The organism is Sphingopyxis macrogoltabida, assembly GCF_001307295.1.
Lineage (GTDB): Bacteria > Pseudomonadota > Alphaproteobacteria > Sphingomonadales > Sphingomonadaceae > Sphingopyxis > Sphingopyxis macrogoltabida_B.
The window spans coordinates 3,985,590-4,004,877 of sequence record NZ_CP012700.1 but is presented as its reverse complement, the minus strand read 5'-3'; the positions used below and the strand labels follow the sequence as shown (position 1 = coordinate 4,004,877).

Here is a 19,288-nt window from a genome sequence, read left to right as displayed (position 1 = left end):
ATGATGGCGGGGGGCAGCCTTTGGCCGATCATTGCGAGCCTTGCGGCGCAGGGCGCGCCGGAGGCTGCGGCCGAACCCGCGCCGCCGCCTGCTGCTGAAGAGCCTGCGCTCGACGAACTGACCCCGCCGCCGCCGCCGGTCGACTGGAAAGAGATGATGGACGACGACCTCGTCACCCAGATCATCGAAGGCCGCCGCCGCCCCGGCTACACCCCCGACCTGCCCGACCAGTTGACGCAGGATAATGTCGGCGCACTGCGGCCGCCGCCACCCGAAGCCTTTCCGGGGATCGAGGACCAGCTTCCGGTCCCCGACCGCTGGCGGCTGATCGAAACGCTGGGGGTGGTCAAGGAACGCTGGTTCGACCCCTATCATCAAAATGTGCTGAAGGGCGACCGCGCGATCGATCGCAGCAAGGTGCCATGGCTGCCGATCAAGGGCGACGATTGGTTCTTCGTCGCCAACCTCGTTTCGGACTCGGTGTTCGAACCGCGCACCTTCCCGATCCCGAATGGCGTCCAGACCACCGAGCGGCCGGGCAGCCTCGATGTGTTCGGCAAGAACCGCAGCTTCGTCGCGGCGCAGACCTTCATCGCGGGTTTCGCGCTGATCAAAGGGTCGACGGCGTTCAAGCCGCCCGATGTCGAATATCGCCTGACGCTTGCCTATCAGGCCAATTATGTCGACGTGCCCGAACGGCGCGTGCTCGACGTGCGCCCGTCGAAGGCCAGCCACCGTTTCGATCATTTCATCGGGGTGCAGGAAGCGTTCATCGACAAGCATCTCGGCAACACGTCCGACCGCTATGATTTTTATTCGATCCGGCTCGGCATCCAGCCGTTCCAGAGTGATTTCCGCGGCTTCCTGTTCAACGACAGCCAGCTCGGTATCCGGCTGTTCGGCAACCGCGACAACAACCGCTTCCAATATAATCTCGCCGCTTTCTGGCGACTCGAGAAGGATACGAACAGCGGTCTTAACGATATCACCCAGACGCCGCGCGACGATTTCATCTTCACCGGCAATCTCTATCGCCAGGATTTCCCGTTCGTCGGGCTGACCAGCCAGGTCAGCGTGACCTACAATATGAACCGCGAAAAGAACGATATCCACATCGACCATAATGGTTTTCCGGTGCGGCCTGCGCTGCTCGGCGACCTGCGCGGGCGCGAATATGACGTCGTCTATCTCGGCTATAGCGCCGACGGGCGGATCGGGCGGATCAACCTGACCGCGAGCTTCTACGCCGCGCTTGGCGAGGACCGGAACAGCTTCTTCACCAGCAAGCCCGCCGAAATCCGCGCCGGCTTCGGCGCGGTCGAGCTCAGCTACGACCACGACTGGATGCGTTTCCGCCTGTCGGGGCTCTATGCGACCGGCGACGGCGACCCCTATAACAACACCGAGGGCGGCTTCGACGCGATCTTCGAAAACCCGATCTTCGGCGGCGCCGACACCAGCTACTGGATCCGCCAGACGATCCCCTTTGCGGGCGGCGGGCGCGTCATCTCGATCAACGGGCGCAACGGCATTTTGAACTCGCTGCGCTCGTCGAAGGAAGAGGGGCAGTCGAACTTCAACAACCCGGGTACCATCTTCCTCGGCGCGGGGGCCGATTTCGACCTGACGCCGGAGTTTCGCCTCAGCACCAACCTCAATCATTTGTGGTTCGAGAATACGTCGTCGTTGCAGGTGCTGCGCAGCGAGGGTTCGATTCCGAAGGATATCGGCTGGGATCTGTCGCTGGCGGCGATCTGGCGCCCGAAGGCGACGCAGAATATCGTCGGGCGCTTGAGCGCGGCGGTGCTGCTGCCCGGCAAGGGGTTCAAGGACCTGTTCGAAAACAAACAGCGCGACGACGCCTATCTGTCGATCCTCGCCAATGTGATCGTGAGTTTCTAGATGGTGGCGCGCAAACTCTTCGCTTTCCTCGCCTTCGCGCTGATGACGCTGGCCTTCGGCGCCAGCATCGTGCGCGCCTCCGAAGAGGAAAAGCCGCTCAAGATCGAATATCGCTTCACCCCGCCCGCGCCGCGTGAGCAGACCGAAGCCGATGTCGCGGCGAAGTCGGAGGGTTGCTATAGTTGCCACACGCGCACCGACCAGCCGTCGATGCATACGACGCCCGCGGTGCGGCTCGGCTGCACCGACTGCCACGGCGGCGACGCGACGACCCCCGCCGCCTTCGGCAAGCCCGAACTCGGCTATAAAAATCCCTATAATCTCGCGGCGATGAAGTTGGCGCACCCGCAGCCGACGCTGCCCGGCGCCTGGCACGACAGTTCGGCGAACCCCGAGCGGAGCTATACGCTGCTCAACAAGGAATCGCCCGAGTTCATCCGTTTCGTGAACCCCAGCGACTATCGCGTCGCGCGCGAGGCGTGCGGGGCGTGCCACCTCGAGGTGATCGAGGCGACCGAGCGCTCGATGATGTCGACCGGCGCGATGCTGTGGGGCGGCGCAGCGTATAACAACGGCATCGTCCCCTACAAGAATTACATTTTCGGCGAGGCCTATACGCGCACCGGCGAATCGGCATGTATCCTGTCGCCATCGTCGCGGCTGACCGCCGAGGAATATAAGGAGGCGTGCAAACCGGGCTTCCCGTCCGACAAGATATTGACCGAGGACGAGAAGAAGCGCGGCGCGCTGGCGAAGATGTATCCGCTGCCGCGCTGGAGCGTCATTCCGCCGGGCGACGTCTTCCGCGTCTTCGAGCGCGGCGGGCGCAACATCAATACGCAATTCCCCGAGATCGGCCTGCCGAACCCGACGGGCAGCATCCAGCGGCTCGAGGAACCGGGACGCCCCGACCTCAAGCAGTCGAACCGCGGCCCCGGCACCGGCCTGCGCGTCTCGATCCCGGTGCTCAACATCCACAAGACGCGCCTCAACGATCCGCTGATGTGGTTCATGGGGACGAACGACCAGTCCGGCGATTATCGCCATTCGGGCTGTTCGGGCTGCCACGTCATCTACGCCAACGACCGCGAGCCGCGGCACAGCCTGACCTATGCGAAGTTCGGCCGCGATGGCGAGACGGCGACGGTCGACCCGACGATATCGGAAAAGAAGCGGAAAGCCGGTGACGGGCATGGCGGCGACGCTCATGGCACCGACGATGGCCATCAGGCCGGCGGCGGCCATGGTTCGCTGATCGACCCCGCCGATCCCGAGGTGCCGGCACGCCCCGGCTCGCCCGCACGCGGCGAATCGGGGCATCCGATCAGCCATGCGTTCACCCGTGCGATCCCGACCTCGCAGTGCATGAGCTGCCACATGCACCAGCCGAACATCTTCCTGAACTCCTACCTCGGCTACACGATGTGGGATTATGAATCGGACGCGCCGCAGATGTGGCCGGGGCCCGACAACACCGCGCCGCGCCCGCCGGGGATGAGCGACGAGGAATATCAGAAGAAATACAAGCAGCAGCGCTATCCGACCGCCGCCGAGGTGCACAAGGTGCTCGAACGCAATCCCGAGGCGGCGGCAGCGCGCGGCCTGTGGGCCGATGTCGAGTTCCTGCGCGACGTCTATGACGTCAACGACAGCAACAAGGATACGCAGTTCGCCGACTATCACGGCCATGGCTGGAATTTCCGCGGCATCTTCAAGCGCGACCGCAACGGCAATCTGCTGACCGCCGACGGCAATATGTCGACCTATGGCACTGACACCGCGAACATCGTCGATCCCAAGGATCCCGAGAAATGGCGCAAGAGCTGTAGCCATTACAGCGATCCGAAGCAGCGCGACCTCTGCCTGATGAGCGCCGATCCCGGCAAACCGGGGGTCGAGGGCAAGTTCGTGCCGCCCGGCATCAACCCCGGCAAGGCGGTCCATATGATGGACATCCACGCCGAAAAGGGCATGCAATGCGCCGACTGCCACTTCGCGCAGGACAGCCATGGCAATGGTTATATCCAGGGCGAAGTCGCGAATGCGGTAGAGATAAGCTGCAAGGACTGCCACGGCACCGCCGACGCGCTGCCCAACCTCTTGACCTCGAACGTCGCGGCGCGGCCGCAGGGCACCAACCTCGCGCTGCTGCGCAACCCCGACGGGCGGCGGCGCTTCGAATTCCAATATGACGACAATGCCGAGGTGGTCGGGCTGATCCAGCGTTCGATTGTCGACCCCAAGCTCGAATGGCAGGTCAGCCTCGTCAAGCAGGCGGTGACACCGGGGCCGCATTTCAACGCCAAGGCGGCGCGCGCCAAGCTGATGGCCCGTTCGGGCGCCGACGACGGAAGTTTCGCCTGGGGTCCCGGGGTGGCGAAGGAGGATCGTGCGCACGGCGACGACAAGATGACCTGCTTCACCTGCCACCTGTCGTGGACGACGAGCTGCGGTGGCTGCCATTTGCCGATCGAGGCAAATTGGAAGACCAAGATGCACCATTTCGAGGGCGAGGAGACGCGCAACTTCGCCACTTATAATCCGCAGGTGGCGCGCGACGAAATGTTCCAGCTTGGCCGGCACCAGCTCACCAAGCCGGGCGAACCCGGCCCGAACGGCGAGGTGCGCGGGATCATCACCCCGGTGCGATCGACATCGGCGCTTGTCCTGTCATCGACCAATATCAACCGCGAGCGCATCTATGTGCAGCAGCCGCCGATCAGCTCGGCGGGCTATTCGAGCCAGGCCTTCGCACCGCATTTCCCGCACACAGTGCGCCGCTCTGAAACCAAGCAATGCACCGACTGCCATTTGTCGGCGGCCGACGACAACAATGCGATCATGGCGCAGCTCAACCTGCTCGGCACCAATTTCGTCAATTTCGTCGGGCTCAACGTCTGGTCGGGACTCGAGGGCGGCTTCCAGGCGACGCGCGTTACCGAATGGGACGAGCCGCAGGCGGTGATCGGCAGCTATCTCCAGAAATATGCCTATCCCGATTACTGGAAACTGCACGTCGAACAGAACGGCCGCGAGCTCAAGAACTGGGTGCGCGGCAAGACCTTCGACAAAAAGGGCTCGGGCGAAACGCACGCGCTCGAAGAGTTTGCCAATATCGTCCAGGGCACCAGCGGACGGGTGAACTGCTTGCAGCAACGCGGCGAATATATGTTCGTCGCGGAGGGCAAGGGCGGTTTCCGCGTCTATGACGTCGCTTCGATCGGCAACAAGGGCTTCTCCGAACGCATCGTCCGCGCGCCCTTCTCGCCGCTCGGCCACGACACGCATGTGAAGACGAAGAATGCGACCTGCATGGCGCTCGCGACGACGCAGCCGGTCAGCGTGTCGCGCAACGAAAATATCGTGAAGAATTTCCCCGAGAACCATGAGCAGAAGATGCACGACATCTATCGCTATGCGGTGATCACCGACAGCGTGGAGGGACTGGTGCTCGTCGATATCGACACGCTCGCCGACGGCGAATTCCGCAACAACAAATTCACCCGCGCGCTGACCTGGAATGAAGGCAATGTGCTGGCGGGGGCGCGGCATGTGACGCTCGCGGGCAGCTTCGCTTACGTCACCACCGACGCGGGGCTCGTCGTGCTCGACCTCACCACCCCGCTCCAGCCGAAGGTGACGGCGCAATTGCCGCTGACCGACGCACGCGCCAGCGCGGTGCAGTTCCGCTACCTCTGGGTGACCGACGGCGAGGGGGTGAAGCTGTTCGACGTCACCAACCTTGCGCAGCCGGTCGCGGTGCCATCAGGCACGGTGCGGCTCGCCAATGCGCGGAAAGTCTACGTCGCGCGCACTTATATGTATGTCGCGGCGAAGGCGGATGGCCTCGTTATCGTCGACGTGACGCGGCCGGCGGCGCCGCTCGTCTGGCCGGGGCTCAATTTCGGGGGGGCGCTGAACGATGCCGAGGATGTGATCGTCGGATCGACCAACGCCTCGCTCTTTGCCTATGTCGCCGACGGCCGCAACGGTATCAAGGTGCTCCAGCTCACCAGCCCCGACAATCCGGGTCTCTACGGTTTCTCGCCGAAACCGACCCCCGAACTGATCGCCTGGGCGAAAACGCCGTCGCCGGCGCTTGCGCTGTCGAAGGGCCTCGACCGCGACCGCGCGGTCGACGAGACAGGCGGGCAGATGGCGGTGTTCGGCCGCGTCGGATCGCGGCCCTTCACGCGCGGCGAGATGGAGAAGCTGTTCCTGAACAGCAAGGGGATCGTCTACAAGGTCCGCGACGCAGTCGATCAGAGCGGCTGGCGGCCGCCGCTGGCCTATCCGAACTAGTTCGTAGTCATTGCAAGAAGAGAAGCACCGCTCGTAAGGGCGATGAGCTAGAGCCGTTCGGCCTGCACGACATTGTCCGACGCGCGCAGGGCCGACAGGATCCGCATGACATGGTGGACGTCGCGCACCTCGACGACAACGTCGTAGGTGTGGAAACCGCCCTCGCGGTTCGACAGGCGCAAATTGGTGATGTTCGCCATATTGGCGGCGAGGATGCCCGACATTTCGGCGAGCGTGCCGGGTTCGTTGAGGATGACGACGCACAGCCGCGCATTGCCGCCCTCGCTATCCTCCTGCCAGCGGAGGTCGATCCAGTCGGCATCGACCCCGTCGGCAAGGCTGGGGCAGTCGATGACATGGACCTCGATCCCTTCGCCCGGCCGCGCGAGACCGACGATACGGTCGCCGGGGACGGGGTGGCAGCAATCGGCGAGCTGGTAGGCGACGCCCGGTGTGAGCCCGGCGATCGATACTGCGGCGCCCTGCGCGAGCTTGCCGGGCTTGCTCTTCATCTCGGCGGTGATGCCGGGGACCAGCGCCTCGAGCACCGCATTATCGGTCAGCCTCTGTTTGGCGATCGCTACATAAAGTGCGCTGTCGCTTTCGAGCTTCAGGCGGGTCAGCGCTGCGGCGCGCGCCTTGTCGCCGACCTTGTTCGGCAGGCGCGCGACGATCTCGTCGTACATCTTGCGGCCCAGCGCGGCGAGTTCGACCTTTTCCTTCGAGCGGACGTGACGGCGGATCGCCGCGCGCGCCTTGCCGGTGACCGCAAAGCCGAGCCACGCCGGTTGCGGCGTCTGCTTGTCCGACGAAAGAATTTCGACGGTGTCGCCATTGGCGAGCTGGGTGCGCAGCGGCACGAGGCGGCCGTTGACCTTGGCGCCGACGGTGCGGTCACCGAGGCCGGTGTGCACGGCGTAGGCGAAATCGACCGGGGTCGCGCCTTTCGGCAACTGATGCAGGCTGCCCTTCGGGGTGAAGGCGAAGATGCGGTCCTGGTACATCGCGATCCGGGTGTTCTCGAGGAACTCTTCCGGGTCGTGCGTCTGTTCGAGGATTTCGATGAGGTCGCGAATCCACCCCGCCTGCCCGTCGGGCGTGCCGCCACCCTGCTTGTACGCCCAGTGCGCGGCGAGCCCGAATTCGGACTGCTGGTGCATGCCGAGGCTGCGGATCTGGATTTCGATCCGCATATTCTGTTGATGCATGATCGTCGTGTGCAGCGACTTGTAGCCGTTGCGTTTCGGGGTCGAGATATAATCCTTGAACCGGCCGGGGACCATTTTCCACTTGCGGTGAAACAGGCCCAGCGCGGCATAGCAATCGGCATCGGTCGGGGTGATGACGCGAAAGGCGATGATATCGGTGACCTGTTCGAAGCTGACGTGCCGCTCCTGCATCTTGCGCCAGATCGAATAGGGATGCTTCTCGCGCCCCGACACCTCGGCCTCGATACCGTTTTTGGCGAGCAACTCCTTGAACTCGCGGCTGATCGCGGCGACCTTGTCCTTGCCGCCGGCGGTCAGCTTGGCGAGGCGGCCGGTGATCGTCGCATAGGCCTCGGGCTCGAGCTCGCGGAACGCAAGGAGCTGCATCTCGCGCATATATTCGTACATGCCGATCCGCTCGGCGAGCGGCGCATAGATATCCATCGTCTCCTTGGCAATGCGGCGGCGCTTTTCGGGGCTCTGGATGAAATGGAGCGTCCGCATGTTGTGCAGCCGGTCGGCGAGCTTGACGAGCAGCACCCGGATGTCGTCCGACATCGCAAGCAGGAACTTGCGCAGGTTTTCGGCGGCGCGCTCATTCTCGGTCTGCGCCTCGATCTTGCTCAATTTCGTCACGCCGTCGACCAGCCGGCCGACATCGCGCCCGAACAGGCGCTCGATCTCCTCGGGCGTCGTCAGCGTGTCTTCGAGCGTGTCGTGGAGCAGTGCCGTGACGATCGTCTCGCTGTCGAGGTGCAGATCGGTCAAAATTCCCGCGACTTCAACCGGATGGCTGAAATAGGGGTCGCCCGACGCACGTTTCTGGCTGCCATGCTTCTGGACGGTGAAGACATAAGCGCGGTTGAGCAACGCCTCGTCGACGTCGGGATCATAGGCGCGCACGCGCTCGACGAGTTCATATTGCCTCAGCATCTGTTCCAATGTCGTCCCAGACGCAGCAATTGCAATGCGAAAATGACTTGCACATCCTCACAAACCTCCCGCAACTTGGTAAAGGCGGTTGGAAGCACCGGCCCTGCACACTAGGACCGGCACGATGGGGACCCATATTCTTGATTCGACGTCATCGGTTGCGGAGCAATCTCCCGCCGCGAAGCGTCTCTGGATCTTCAGCTACTGGTTTCCCCCGGTCAATGAAGTCGGCTCGTCGCGCGCCGTCGCGATGGCGCGTTATTTCACCGCGCGCGGCTGGCAGGTCACGGTCATCGCCGGCGCCTCGGAGGCGGTTCCGCAGACCTTCGTTACTGACCTTTCGGGTTTCGACGTCCATTATGTGCCCGATAGCTGGCTGACCCGCTCGTCGAGTTTCAAGCCGGGCCGGGGCAGTATCGCGCATCGGCTCAGTACGGCGCTGCGCCTGCTCTCGTGGCCCGACCATATCCGTCCGGTCGCGCAGGCGATGAAGCGGCGGGCTCGCGACCTTCTCAGTAATCTCCCGGCGCCTGATGTCGTGTTGTCGACCGCGCTGCCCTTTTCGGTCCATGCCGCCGCCCGCGATACCGCGCGGCAATGCGGTGCGCTGTTCGTCGCCGACAATCGCGACATCTGGGCTCGCAATCCCTACAAGTTGACGGCGCCCTTCTATCAGTCGCTCGACAGCAGCTATGAACGCCAGATGCTTGCCTTGGCGGATCTGGTCGTCGCGGTGAGCGAGGGGATGAGCGATTATTACCGGGCGACCTATCCCGCGCTGGCGGACAAGGTTCTCACGGTGATGAACGGGGTCGATGCGGGCATCGAGGATTGCGATCGCTACCGCCGCGACCCCGCCCGTCTGCGTCTCGTCTACACCGGCATATTATATGGCGAACGGCGCGACGTGACGCCGTTGCTGCGCGCCGCGCAAAGGCTGGGATCGCCGGTCGGCATCGACTTCTATGGCTCGGAGCCCGAGATCGTCGCTCAGCTCGCCGCCGACTTCCCCGGCATCGACATCGTCGATCGCGGCCGGGTACCGCGCGCTCAGGCCCTTAACGCGCAATGCCACGCCGACGCCCTGATCCTCGTCGTCGGTACTGCGCCGTGGGAAGACACGCTGCTGCCCGGCAAGCTGTTCGAATATATCGGCTCGGGCCGTCCGATCATCGCGCTGGCGAACCCGGGATCGGATTCGGGCAAGGTCATCGCCGGTTATGAACTGGGTATCGCGACGACGCAGGAAGACGCGATCGCCGATTTCCTCGCGCGCCTCGCTGCCGACGGCATGGCAAGCAAGACGGCGGTTCCCGCCGCTCTCGAACGGGCGCACCAGCTTCGCATCCTCGAAGAACGGTTGGAGGCGATGCGGTTCTCCTGACGCGTGGTCCCGCCGCAGAGCTCGGCGCACAGCAGGGGTTGCAGATCGCCGGCGCCGCGCCATTTCCTTTAGGGCAAGCTTGCCAGCGCCGTAATTTTTTTTGGCGCTGACGCATATTATCGGATAGTGCTCGACCCATGGGAAAATTACGCGAACCGCTGAACATTCTTTACGGGGACAATTGCGCCCTGCCGCTCGCGCTCGAGGCGATGGGCGAGCGATGGTCGTTCATGATCCTGCGCGCCGCCTTCAATGGCGTTCATCATTTCGAGGAGTTCCAGCAGGAACTCAATATTGCGCGCAACATCCTGTCGAACCGGCTGTCGCGGCTCGTCGACCATGGCATCATGGCGCGCGAGGTGATGGCCGAGGACCGGCGCAAGGTGCGCTACGAACTCACCGAAAAGGGTGTCGAGCTGCTCCCGGCGATGATCGCGCTGCGCCAGTGGGGCGAAAAATGGGGCGCGGGCGTGCCGTCGACCCCGGTGCTCGTCGATACGCGCGACGAACAGCCGATCGGGCCGGTGACGATCACCGCGCACGACGGCCGACCGCTCGGGTACAAGGAACTGGTGTGGATGCACCGCTCCGAACTTCAGCCGCTCGGGCAGGCGCGCGCGCGGATGGCCCCGGTCGCGGCGGAATGATCGCCTCGCTGCGACGCGCCCAGCGCTGATCACATAGGCCGCCATGTCGCTGTTCGGACTGTCCTCGCCGGGCCCCTTTTTCGGCAACAAGGTGCGCGCCTTTTGGAATCTCCAGATATTGGGGTGGACCGCGTGGCTTGGGCTGCGCGGCGTATCGGGGCTCGCCAACGGGCAGAGCTTTTCTTTCCTGATCCCGCAGATGATCTCGGCGATCACCGGCTTCTCGCTCTCGCTTATCCTGTCGGTCTGCTATCGCGCGCTGATCAACCGCCGCCCGCTGCTCATGTGGGGGGTCAGCTTCGGGCTCGCCGGGGTGGCGACCGCGCTCTGGGCGTTCATCGACGCCTGGGTCGCGCAAATCCAGAACCCGGCGAGCGAGGCGGGGTTCACCAGCCTGCTGCTCGGCGCGGTCTATATCGATGCGACCTCGCTCGGCGCCTGGTCGGCGCTTTATTTCGCGATCAACTATTTCCTCCAGCTCGAGGAGCAGCAGGACCGCATGCTGCGGCTCGAAGCGCAGGCGGCGTCGGCGCAGCTTGCGATGCTGCGTTATCAGCTCAACCCGCATTTCTTGTTCAACACGCTGAACAGCATTTCGACCCTCGTGCTGCTTAAACAGGCCGAGCCCGCCAATGCGATGCTGTCGCGCCTGTCGGCGTTCCTCCGCTACACGCTCGCCAACGAGCCGACCGCGCAGGTGACGCTGGCGCAGGAGATCGAGACGCTCAAGCTTTATCTCGATATCGAGAAGATGCGCTTCGAGGAGCGTTTGCGCCCGCATTTCGCGATCGATCCGGCCGTTGCGCGGGCGCGATTGCCCTCGCTTTTGCTCCAGCCGCTGATCGAAAATGCGATCAAATATGCGGTGACGCCGCAGGAAGACGGCGCCGATATCACCATTTCCGCACAGCTTGCCGGTCAAAATGTCCGGATCACCGTGTCCGACACCGGGTCGGGATTGTCAGCCGACGGTACCGACCCCACCACGGGCTTTGCAACGGAATCGACCGGTGTGGGTTTAGCCAACATCAGGGACCGGTTGGCGCAGGCTTTTGGCGACCAGCACCGGTTCGATGCCCAGGTGGGCGCTGAGGGCGGGTTCACGGTGGTTATCGAGTTTCCGTTCCAGCCTGACGGTCAAATGACGATTGGAACCGAACGCACATGACGATCAGAACCATCCTGGTGGATGATGAAAAACTGGCCACCCAAGGCCTGCAACTGCGGCTCGAAGCCCATGCCGATGTCGAGGTGGTCGACACCGCGCTCAACGGCCGCGAGGCCATCAGAAAGATCAAGACCCACAAGCCCGACCTCGTCTTCCTTGACATCCAGATGCCGGGGTTCGACGGCTTTTCGGTCATCCAGGGGCTAATGGAGGTCGAACCGCCGCTGGTCGTCTTCGTCACCGCCTATTCGGACCACGCGATCCGCGCGTTCGAGGCGCAGGCGGTCGATTATCTCGTCAAGCCGGTCGAGCCCGAGCGGCTCGCCGACGCGCTCGATCGCGTCCGCCAGCGCCTTGCCGAGAAGCGCGGCGTGGCCGAGGTCGAAAGGCTGAAGACGGTGCTCGCCGAAGTCGCCCCCGAAGCGGTCGAGGAATATGGTGCTGAGGTCCAGCCAGATGCGCATGCCGCCGACCGCTATGAAAAGATGATCAACATCAAGGATCGCGGCCAGATTTTCCGCGTCGATGTCGATAGCATCGAGCGGATCGACGCCGCGGGCGACTATATGTGCATCTATACCGCCGACAATTCGCTCATTCTGCGCGAGACGATGAAGGACCTCGAAAAGCGGCTCGACCCGCGCAACTTCCAGCGCGTCCACCGCTCGACGATCGTCAACCTCAGCCAGGTCAAGCAGGTCAAGCCGCATACCAACGGCGAATGCTTCCTCGTACTCGGATCGGGCGCGCAGGTGAAGGTGAGCCGCAGCTACCGGGACGTGGTGGCGCGCTTCGTGCACTGAGCCAGCAACAGCAAATATCGTCATTGCGAGCGTAGCGAAGCAATCCAGGGCGGGTTTACGCCGCTCTGGATTGCCGCGTCGCCTTCGGCTCCTCGCAATGACGGTTAACTAAAGTTGGTGCCCCGTCCGGTCGCGCTTTGTCGCGAGATATTGCTCGTTATGCGGGTTCGTCGGCAGCGCCAGCGGAATGCGTTCGGCGACCTCGACGCCCTCCTTCTCCAGCCGCGCGACCTTCTCCGGATTGTTGGTCATCAACCGGATGCGCGGGATGTTCAGCAGTTCGAGCATCCGCCCGGCAATCGCGAAGTCGCGCGCCTCGACCGGGAAGCCGAGCCGCAGATTGGCGTCGACCGTGTCATAGCCCTGATCCTGCAGCGCATAGGCGCGCAGCTTGTTGACGAGCCCGATGCCGCGGCCTTCCTGCCGGAGGTAGAGCAACACCCCCCATGGTGCGTCGGCCATTGCGTGGAGCGCGGCGTGGAGCTGCGGTCCGCAATCGCATTTGAGGCTGCCGAGCACGTCGCCGGTCAGGCATTCGCTGTGCAGCCGCACCACGGGAGGATTGCCGTCGCGCTTGCCGATGACGAGCGCGACATGATCCGAGGCCTCTTCGGGCGAACGAAAGGCGACGATCTCGGCGCTTTCGCTCGCTTCGACGGGCAGGCGCGCGCGCGCCGCGACCTGCAGCCGGGCGGGGTCGAGCAGCAGTGCGACGTCGTCCGCCGAACAGGCGGTCTCGGTCGCGCCGGTAGCTTCGCGAACGAAAAAGGCGGGGAGCAGTCCGGCGTGGCGTGCCATCGTCATCGCGGCCGACGCGGCGGTCTCGCCGCCGATGGCGACGGTGCGGAAGGGCCCCTTGAGCGGATGGGCGAGGTCGAGTGCGGGGTCGGCGATTGCCAGCGCCGCCGCAACCCGGTCGGCCGCGCCGGCGAGCCGCACCGGCCCCGGCGTGGCCGCGACGCGTTGGTTGGTGAGTTTCAGCGTCACGGCGCGCTCGCCCGAAATCAGCACGTCGCCGCTGCCGAATTCGGCGAGCGCGTCGTCGCGCGCGCTTTCGACTGCCAGCAGGTCGAGCGCCCCGTCGGGGCCCGTCACCCGGAACGGCCACCCGCGGCGCAGCGCGTCGATGGCGCGCGCCGCCTGGCGGGCGCCGGCATCGCTCGCGCCGTCGGTCAAAAAGCGAACTCCGTGACGAGCGGGATATGGTCCGACGGGCGTTCCCAGCTGCGCGCCGGCTGGACGATGCGGTGCGACAGCGCTTGCGGCAGCAGGTCGGGTGTGATCCACATATGGTCGAGCCGGCGGCCGCGGTTCGACGCTTCCCAATCCTTCGCGCGATAACTCCACCAGGTGTAGAGTGGCGTCGGCGCGGCGATGAAATGGCGGCCGAGGTCGACCCAGTTCGATGCCGCCTGCAGCTTGCCGAGGGTTTCGACCTCGATCGGCGTGTGGCTGACGACGTCGAGCAGCGCCTTGTGGTTCCAGACGTCGCTTTCGAGCGGCGCGACGTTGAAGTCGCCGGTCAGGACCGTCGGCTGGTCGAGCGCGCCGGCCCATTCGGTCATCCGGCCAAAGAAATCGAGCTTTTGCCCGAACTTCGGATTGAGATCGCGGTCGGCGATATCGCCGCCGGCGGGGATATAGACATTGTCGAGCCGGACGCCCGAAGGCAGCGTCACGCCGACATGGCGCGCCTCGCCATTCGCCTGCCAGTCATATTTGCGCACGTCGGTCAGCGGCACCTTGCTGACGATCGCGACGCCGTGGTGCATCCGCTGGCCGTGGGTCTCGATATGCTCGTAACCGAGGGCGCGGAACATCTCCTTGGGGAAGGTGCCGCACTCGACCTTGGTTTCCTGCAGGCACAGGATGTCGGGAGCCTCCTCGCGCAGCAATTTTTCGACGATGCCGATGCGCGCACGGACACTGTTGATGTTCCAGGATGCGATGCTTGTCATGCGGTGGCTCTATCGGCGCAGGCGGACCGGTGCAACGGTGGCTTTCTTGCTTTGCAGCAGCCGCCCGCTCCCCCCGCGCGGCCTCCCATTCCAGAATACGCTGTTGGGAGGCTGGGCGGGGGAGCGGGCCGGTGCCGCCTGCCGCGTCAGCGGCAGAACGTAAACGCCGGACAAATTAAACCCCCGTCCCAGGGGCGGTGGAACGGGGGTTCAAGGTCAGCGTTCGTCACGCTCTTGAATGAAGGCACCGGGCGTTCCGGATGGGGCAACAGGGGGAAACCCAAGTCCGGGTGCCGTGTTGGCGCCTTCGAGAAGTGAAATAGCCGCTCCTCCCTGTCGCCAAGCTGAACGAAAATGAACGGTTTTGGACGCGTCATTGCAGTTCGTCGATACTGGGCGGCGGTTCGGCGGAAAAACGGCGCCGGTTTCGTTCGTGAAACCGGCGCCGTCTCAACAGCTTCGCAAAGGACGGCAGCTCAGCCGGCGCGGCCGCGCTGTTTCGGCCGCGGATCTGTCCATTTGAAGGCCGAATCGGCGACGGCGACGTTGAACTTCTGGTTGGCGAGATCGATTCGCGTCCGGTTGTTCTGCGAATCGAGCGCCACCCAGCCGCGCAGCCGGAGGCCACCGGGCGACGCGCCGTCGCGGATGAACACCATGGTGATCGTGCCATATTCGGGCCGCTTCGGATCCTTGACCTCGACGCTGAGGACGCCGTCGTTACCCGTCGGCAGCACCTTCGCATATTTGCTGAGGTCGCGGTCGGGGTCGAGCAGCGCGCCGAGCGGCGAATTCTTCACCGGCCAGCGCTGCACCTGCTTCACCTCATAATCGATCATGGTCAGCGAACTGCCGTCGCCGACGATCAGCAGCGGCACGCCCTTCTGATACTGGAAGCGGATCTTGCCGGGGCGCTTCAGGGTCAGCTTGCCGGTCAGCCGCTGGCCGTTGCGGTCGGTCTGCGTGAAGTCGGCGGTCATCGAGCTGGTCGATTTGAGATGCGCCTGCACCGAGGCGAGCGCGTTCGACGACTGCGCGACCGCAGGCACGGCCAGCGCGAGGCCGGCGGCAGCGGCCGGAGCGAGGAGGAACGCGGCGGCGCGGGTGAGGGGATTCTTCAGGGTCATCGGGCTCTCATTCTGTTTGTTCCGGCCGGTTCATGGCGTCCGGGCATTGAACATGCCCTGAACCCGCCGGTTAGATGCTGTTCAAGTCGCGGGCGCGGCGATGGTTCCGAACCGGGGTCAGCGCTGCTGCCCATATTGGTCGGTCAGCACGTCGCGGCGGCCGACATGGTTGGGCGGGCTGACCAGCCCTTCCTCCTCCATCCGCTCGATCAGGCGCGCGGCGCTGTTGTAACCGATGCGCAGTTGCCGCTGCAGCCAGCTCGTCGACGCCTTCTGGCTTTCGATGACGATCTGGCACGCCTTGGCATACATGCGGTCCTCGGCGCTGTCGCCGCCCGCCGGGGCGCCCTCCATCGCGAAGCCGCCATCCTCGGGATCCTCGGTGACGCTCTCGATATAGTCGGGGCGGCCCTGACCCTTCCAGTGATCAGCGACCGCGCGCACCTCGTCGTCCGACACGAAAGGTCCGTGGATGCGGGTGATCTGCTTGCCGCCGGGCACGTAGAGCATGTCGCCCTTGCCGAGCAATTGTTCGGCGCCGGCTTCGCCAAGGATGGTGCGGCTGTCGATCTTGCTGGTGACGTTGAAGCTGATGCGCGTCGGCAAATTCGCCTTGATGACGCCGGTGATGACGTCGACCGAGGGGCGCTGCGTCGCGAGGATCAGGTGGATGCCCGCCGCGCGTGCCTTTTGCGCGAGCCGCTGGATCAGGAATTCGACCTCTTTGCCCGCAGTCATCATCAGGTCGGCAAGCTCGTCGACGACGACGACGATCTGCGGCAGCGGCGCGTAATCGAGCGTTTCTTCCTCATAGACCGGCTGGCCGGTGTCGGGGTCGTAGCCCGTCTGGACCCGTCGCCCGAGCGACTTGCCCTTGGCGAGCGCGCCGCGGACCTTGTCGTTGTACGAGGCAAGATTGCGCACCGACAGCGACGACATCATCCGGTAGCGGTCCTCCATCTGCTCGACCGCCCATTTGAGGGCGCGGATCGCCTTCTTGGGCTCGGTCACCACTGGGGCGAGGAGGTGCGGAATGTCGTCGTAGACGCTGAGTTCCAGCATCTTGGGATCGATCATGATCATCTTCACCTGATCGGGACCGAGGCGATAGAGCAAAGAGAGGATCATCGCGTTGAGGCCGACCGATTTACCCGAGCCGGTCGTACCCGCGATCAGCAGGTGCGGCATCGGGGCAAGGTCGGCGATCATCGCATCGCCGCTGATATTCTTGCCGAGGATGATCGGCAGCGCGCCGGTCTGGTCCTGGAACAGCGCGCTGCCGATGATTTCGTGCAGGACGACCGATTCGCGATGCGCGTTGGGCAGTTCGATGCCGATCACGGTGCGGCCGGGGATCGGCGCGATACGCGCCGACAGCGCCGACATGTTGCGCGCGATATCGTCGGCAAGGTTCGACACGCGGCTCGCCTTGGTGCCCGGCGCGGGTTCGAGTTCGTACATGGTGACGACGGGGCCGGGGCGCACCGCGGTGACGACGCCCTTGACCTGAAAATCCTCGAGCACCGATTCGAGCAATCTCGCGTTGCGTTCCAGCCCTGCCTTGTCGATCTGCCCGGTCGGTCCGGGCGGCGGCGGCGCGAGCAGGTCGATCGAGGGGAGCTGGTAATTGGTGAACAGCTCGGTCTGCGGTTTCGGCCGCGGTTTCGAGGGCGCGCTACGCTGCGCGGGATCGGCGATTTCGGGCGGGGCACGGTCGCTGGGTTCGGCGAGCGGACGCGGCTTGACGACGCGCTCGGCCGGATCGACGATCCTCGCGTCGGTTTCGGCGGCCCTCGCTGGCATGGCGACGCGGCCGCTCTCGGCCGCGGGCAGCCGGAAGCGCGAGGCCCAGCCCTTTTCGAGCCGCAACGCCCGCCAGCCGAGCCACAGGCCGACACCGACGAGCAGGAGGATCGTGGCGAAGCGGATCAGCGCCGCCGCGGGATCGCCGGCGCGTTCGAACAGCGGGTCGATCGCCCCGCCGACGATCAGCGCGATGATCCCGCCCCAGCCGGCGGGCAGCGGCGCATTGCTGTCGGGTGCCCAGAGCTGCAGCCCCAGCCCGACGAGCAGGATCGCAACGAAGGCCAGGGCGAGCTGGCGCTTCCAATAGGGCTGCGGCGTCGCCGCCCACAGCCGCCATGCGACGACGCCGAACAGCGGCAATAGCAGGACGATCGCGGCGCCGCCGACGAACAGCATCAGGTCGGCGAACCACGCCCCCGCGCCGCCCATCCAGTTCGACGGGTTGCCGCCGGCAGCGGTGTGGATCGCGGCGTCGGTGCCGTCGTAGGTGACGAGCGCGAGGGTCAGGAACAGCGTGAAGATGCCAAGCGCGACCGCGGCGGCGATCACCAGCGATCGTGCGATGCTCTGGCGGAAAACGGTGCGCCAGTCGGCCTTTGCGGTAATGGCCTTGCGGCTTGCCATGCTGAGTTCGGGTCCCTGTCAGTTAACCACGGCGATATGCGCATGGGCCGGACTCGCCGTCAAGCAGGGCCCCGCCGGTTGCGCACAGCCTTTCCAATGATCGTGGCCCGCGCTAGGGCAGCGGCATGAGCGAAACCCTGCGCAGCGATGTCCTGATTTCGGGCGGCGGCCTCGTCGGCCAGGCGCTGGCACTGGCGCTGGCGCATCATGGCCTGTCGTCGCAGGTCGTCGATCCCGCCGATCCGGTGGCGACGATCGCGCCGGGCTTCGACGGCCGCGCCTCGGCGATCGCCAGCGCGACCTGGCAGATGTTCGAAGTGCTTGGCCTCGCCGATCGTCTTGCCGGTCACGGCTGCCCGATCCGCGCGATCAAGGTCGGCGATGGCGCCCCGGGGCAGGGGCGCGGCGGCGAACTCGATTTCGTCACTGCCGAAGACAGCGCGCCGCTCGGCACGATGGTCGAAAATCGCCGGCTACGGCTGGCGCTGGCGGCCGCGCTTGCCGACGCGCCGCTCGTCCGGTTGCACATGCCGGCGCGGGTGACGGCGCGCGACATCGGCGCCCATGGCGTGACGTTGACGCTCGCCGACGGAGCGCAGCTCGCCGCGCCGCTGCTGATCGTCGCCGAGGGCCGCCGCTCGCCGACGCGCGACGCGGCGGGGTTCAGCATCGCGAACTGGTCCTATCATCATCATGCGATGATCGGTGCGGTTGCCCACGAACGCCCGCACGGCCATGTCGCGCACGAAATCTTCTATCCCGCCGGGCCGTTCGCGCTGTTGCCGCTCGTCGACGACGAACAGGGCCGGCATCGCTCGGCCTTTGTGTGGACCGTCTCCGAAAAGGATGGACCCGGTTTCGCCAAGCTCGGCGACCGCGGCTTCACCGCCGAACTCGAAAAGCGCGCCGGCGGTCTGCTCGGTACGATGGAGCTCGTCGCGCCGCGGATGACCTATCCGCTCGGCTTCCACCACAGCGCGTCGATCGTCGCGCAGCGGCTGGTGCTCGTCGGCGACGCCGCGCACGGCATCCATCCGATCGCGGGGCAGGGGCTCAACCTTGGCCTGCGCGATGTGGCGGCGCTGACCGAAGTGCTTGTCGAAGGGGCGCGGCTTGGCCTCGATCTCGGCGATGCGGCGCTGCTCGCGCGCTACCAGCGCTGGCGCGGGCTCGACAGCCTGATGGTCAGCCTTGCGACCGACGGGCTGACGCGGTTGTTCGGTATCCCCGGCCGCACCGCCGCGGCGGTACGCCGCACCGGGCTCGGCGCGGTGCAGCGGTTGCCTTTGCTCAAGCGCTTTTTCATGGAGGAAGCGCGCGGTGAGGCGGGCGACCTGCCGCGCCTGCTGACCGGCGCCGAAGTCTAGGTGTAAATGCGTAGGCGGCCGGCATGCCGGCGCTAACCATGACGTCCTAACCCCGCGCT

At 65.1% G+C, this 19,288-nt stretch carries 12 protein-coding genes; 7 read left to right on the top strand and 5 right to left on the bottom strand.

What is annotated here, in order from left to right:
• Complete coding sequence (locus tag AN936_RS18590; RefSeq protein WP_234715633.1) at positions 1-1,902, top strand: hypothetical protein; 1,902 nt, start codon at positions 1-3, stop codon at positions 1,900-1,902.
• Complete coding sequence (locus tag AN936_RS18585; RefSeq protein ID WP_420496818.1) at positions 1,903-6,204, top strand: hypothetical protein; 4,302 nt, start codon at positions 1,903-1,905, stop codon at positions 6,202-6,204. It begins immediately after the preceding gene.
• Positions 6,205-6,251: 47 nt separating this feature from the next.
• Here AN936_RS18585 and AN936_RS18580 read toward each other — a convergent pair whose 3' ends face one another.
• Positions 6,252-8,345: a RelA/SpoT family protein gene (locus tag AN936_RS18580; RefSeq protein WP_054589379.1), complete on the bottom strand. Its 2,094-nt coding sequence runs from the start codon at positions 8,343-8,345 to the stop codon at positions 6,252-6,254.
• Between the two features lie 124 nt (positions 8,346-8,469).
• Here AN936_RS18580 and AN936_RS18575 point away from each other — a divergent pair, with 124 nt between their 5' ends.
• The 4 genes from AN936_RS18575 (at position 8,470) to AN936_RS18560 (ending at position 12,347) form a co-directional block, all read left to right on the top strand.
• Positions 8,470-9,729 (top strand): glycosyltransferase, encoded by a 1,260-nt coding sequence (locus tag AN936_RS18575; RefSeq protein WP_054589378.1) that lies wholly within the window; start codon positions 8,470-8,472, stop codon positions 9,727-9,729.
• A gap of 137 nt (positions 9,730-9,866) precedes the next feature.
• Positions 9,867-10,376, top strand: a complete 510-nt coding sequence (locus AN936_RS18570; protein WP_054589377.1) for a winged helix-turn-helix transcriptional regulator — start codon at positions 9,867-9,869, stop codon at positions 10,374-10,376.
• Between the two features lie 43 nt (positions 10,377-10,419).
• Positions 10,420-11,544: a sensor histidine kinase gene (locus AN936_RS18565; RefSeq protein ID WP_054589376.1), complete on the top strand. Its 1,125-nt coding sequence runs from the start codon at positions 10,420-10,422 to the stop codon at positions 11,542-11,544.
• Positions 11,541-12,347 carry a LytR/AlgR family response regulator transcription factor gene (locus tag AN936_RS18560; protein ID WP_054589375.1) on the top strand — a complete coding sequence of 269 codons (807 nt, stop codon included), beginning with the start codon at positions 11,541-11,543 and terminating at the stop codon, positions 12,345-12,347. The genes AN936_RS18565 and AN936_RS18560 overlap by 4 nt, the downstream gene beginning before the upstream one ends.
• Positions 12,348-12,455: 108 nt before the next feature.
• Here the strand turns inward: AN936_RS18560 and ribA are convergent, their stop codons facing one another.
• The 4 genes from ribA to AN936_RS18540 all read right to left on the bottom strand — a co-directional run bounded on the left by ribA (position 12,456) and on the right by AN936_RS18540 (position 17,862).
• The gene (gene ribA, locus AN936_RS18555) at positions 12,456-13,523 is read right to left on the bottom strand and encodes a GTP cyclohydrolase II (protein ID WP_054589374.1); all 1,068 of its coding nucleotides are present in this window, start codon (positions 13,521-13,523) and stop codon (positions 12,456-12,458) included.
• Complete coding sequence (locus AN936_RS18550) at positions 13,520-14,305, bottom strand: exodeoxyribonuclease III (protein ID WP_054589373.1); 786 nt, start codon at positions 14,303-14,305, stop codon at positions 13,520-13,522. The genes ribA and AN936_RS18550 overlap by 4 nt, the downstream gene beginning before the upstream one ends.
• Positions 14,306-14,781: 476 nt before the next feature.
• On the bottom strand, positions 14,782-15,432 hold the full coding sequence (locus AN936_RS18545) for a LolA family protein (protein ID WP_084758534.1): 651 nt from the start codon (positions 15,430-15,432) through the stop codon (positions 14,782-14,784).
• A 117-nt stretch (positions 15,433-15,549) separates the two neighbouring features.
• Complete coding sequence (locus AN936_RS18540; RefSeq protein ID WP_054589372.1) at positions 15,550-17,862, bottom strand: DNA translocase FtsK; 2,313 nt, start codon at positions 17,860-17,862, stop codon at positions 15,550-15,552.
• Between the two features lie 125 nt (positions 17,863-17,987).
• Here AN936_RS18540 and AN936_RS18535 point away from each other — a divergent pair, with 125 nt between their 5' ends.
• Complete coding sequence (locus AN936_RS18535; protein ID WP_054589371.1) at positions 17,988-19,229, top strand: FAD-dependent monooxygenase; 1,242 nt, start codon at positions 17,988-17,990, stop codon at positions 19,227-19,229.
• The last annotated feature ends 59 nt before the right edge of the window (positions 19,230-19,288 follow it).

Excerpts from the sequence above, each read along its gene's own strand:
- AN936_RS18560 (WP_054589375.1), top strand. The coding sequence starts at position 11,541 with ATGACGATCAGAACCATCCTGGTGGATGATGAAAAACTGGCCACCCAA.
- AN936_RS18535 (WP_054589371.1), top strand. The coding sequence starts at position 17,988 with ATGAGCGAAACCCTGCGCAGCGATGTCCTGATTTCGGGCGGCGGCCTC.
- AN936_RS18565 (WP_054589376.1), top strand. The coding sequence starts at position 10,420 with ATGTCGCTGTTCGGACTGTCCTCGCCGGGCCCCTTTTTCGGCAACAAG.
- AN936_RS18545 (WP_084758534.1), bottom strand. The coding sequence starts at position 15,432 with ATGACCCTGAAGAATCCCCTCACCCGCGCCGCCGCGTTCCTCCTCGCT.
- AN936_RS18570 (WP_054589377.1), top strand. The coding sequence starts at position 9,867 with ATGGGAAAATTACGCGAACCGCTGAACATTCTTTACGGGGACAATTGC.
- AN936_RS18585 (WP_420496818.1), top strand. The coding sequence starts at position 1,903 with ATGGTGGCGCGCAAACTCTTCGCTTTCCTCGCCTTCGCGCTGATGACG.
- AN936_RS18580 (WP_054589379.1), bottom strand. The coding sequence starts at position 8,345 with ATGCTGAGGCAATATGAACTCGTCGAGCGCGTGCGCGCCTATGATCCC.
- AN936_RS18575 (WP_054589378.1), top strand. The coding sequence starts at position 8,470 with ATGGGGACCCATATTCTTGATTCGACGTCATCGGTTGCGGAGCAATCT.
- AN936_RS18540 (WP_054589372.1), bottom strand. The coding sequence starts at position 17,862 with ATGGCAAGCCGCAAGGCCATTACCGCAAAGGCCGACTGGCGCACCGTT.
- AN936_RS18590 (WP_234715633.1), top strand. The coding sequence starts at position 1 with ATGATGGCGGGGGGCAGCCTTTGGCCGATCATTGCGAGCCTTGCGGCG.
- AN936_RS18550 (WP_054589373.1), bottom strand. The coding sequence starts at position 14,305 with ATGACAAGCATCGCATCCTGGAACATCAACAGTGTCCGTGCGCGCATC.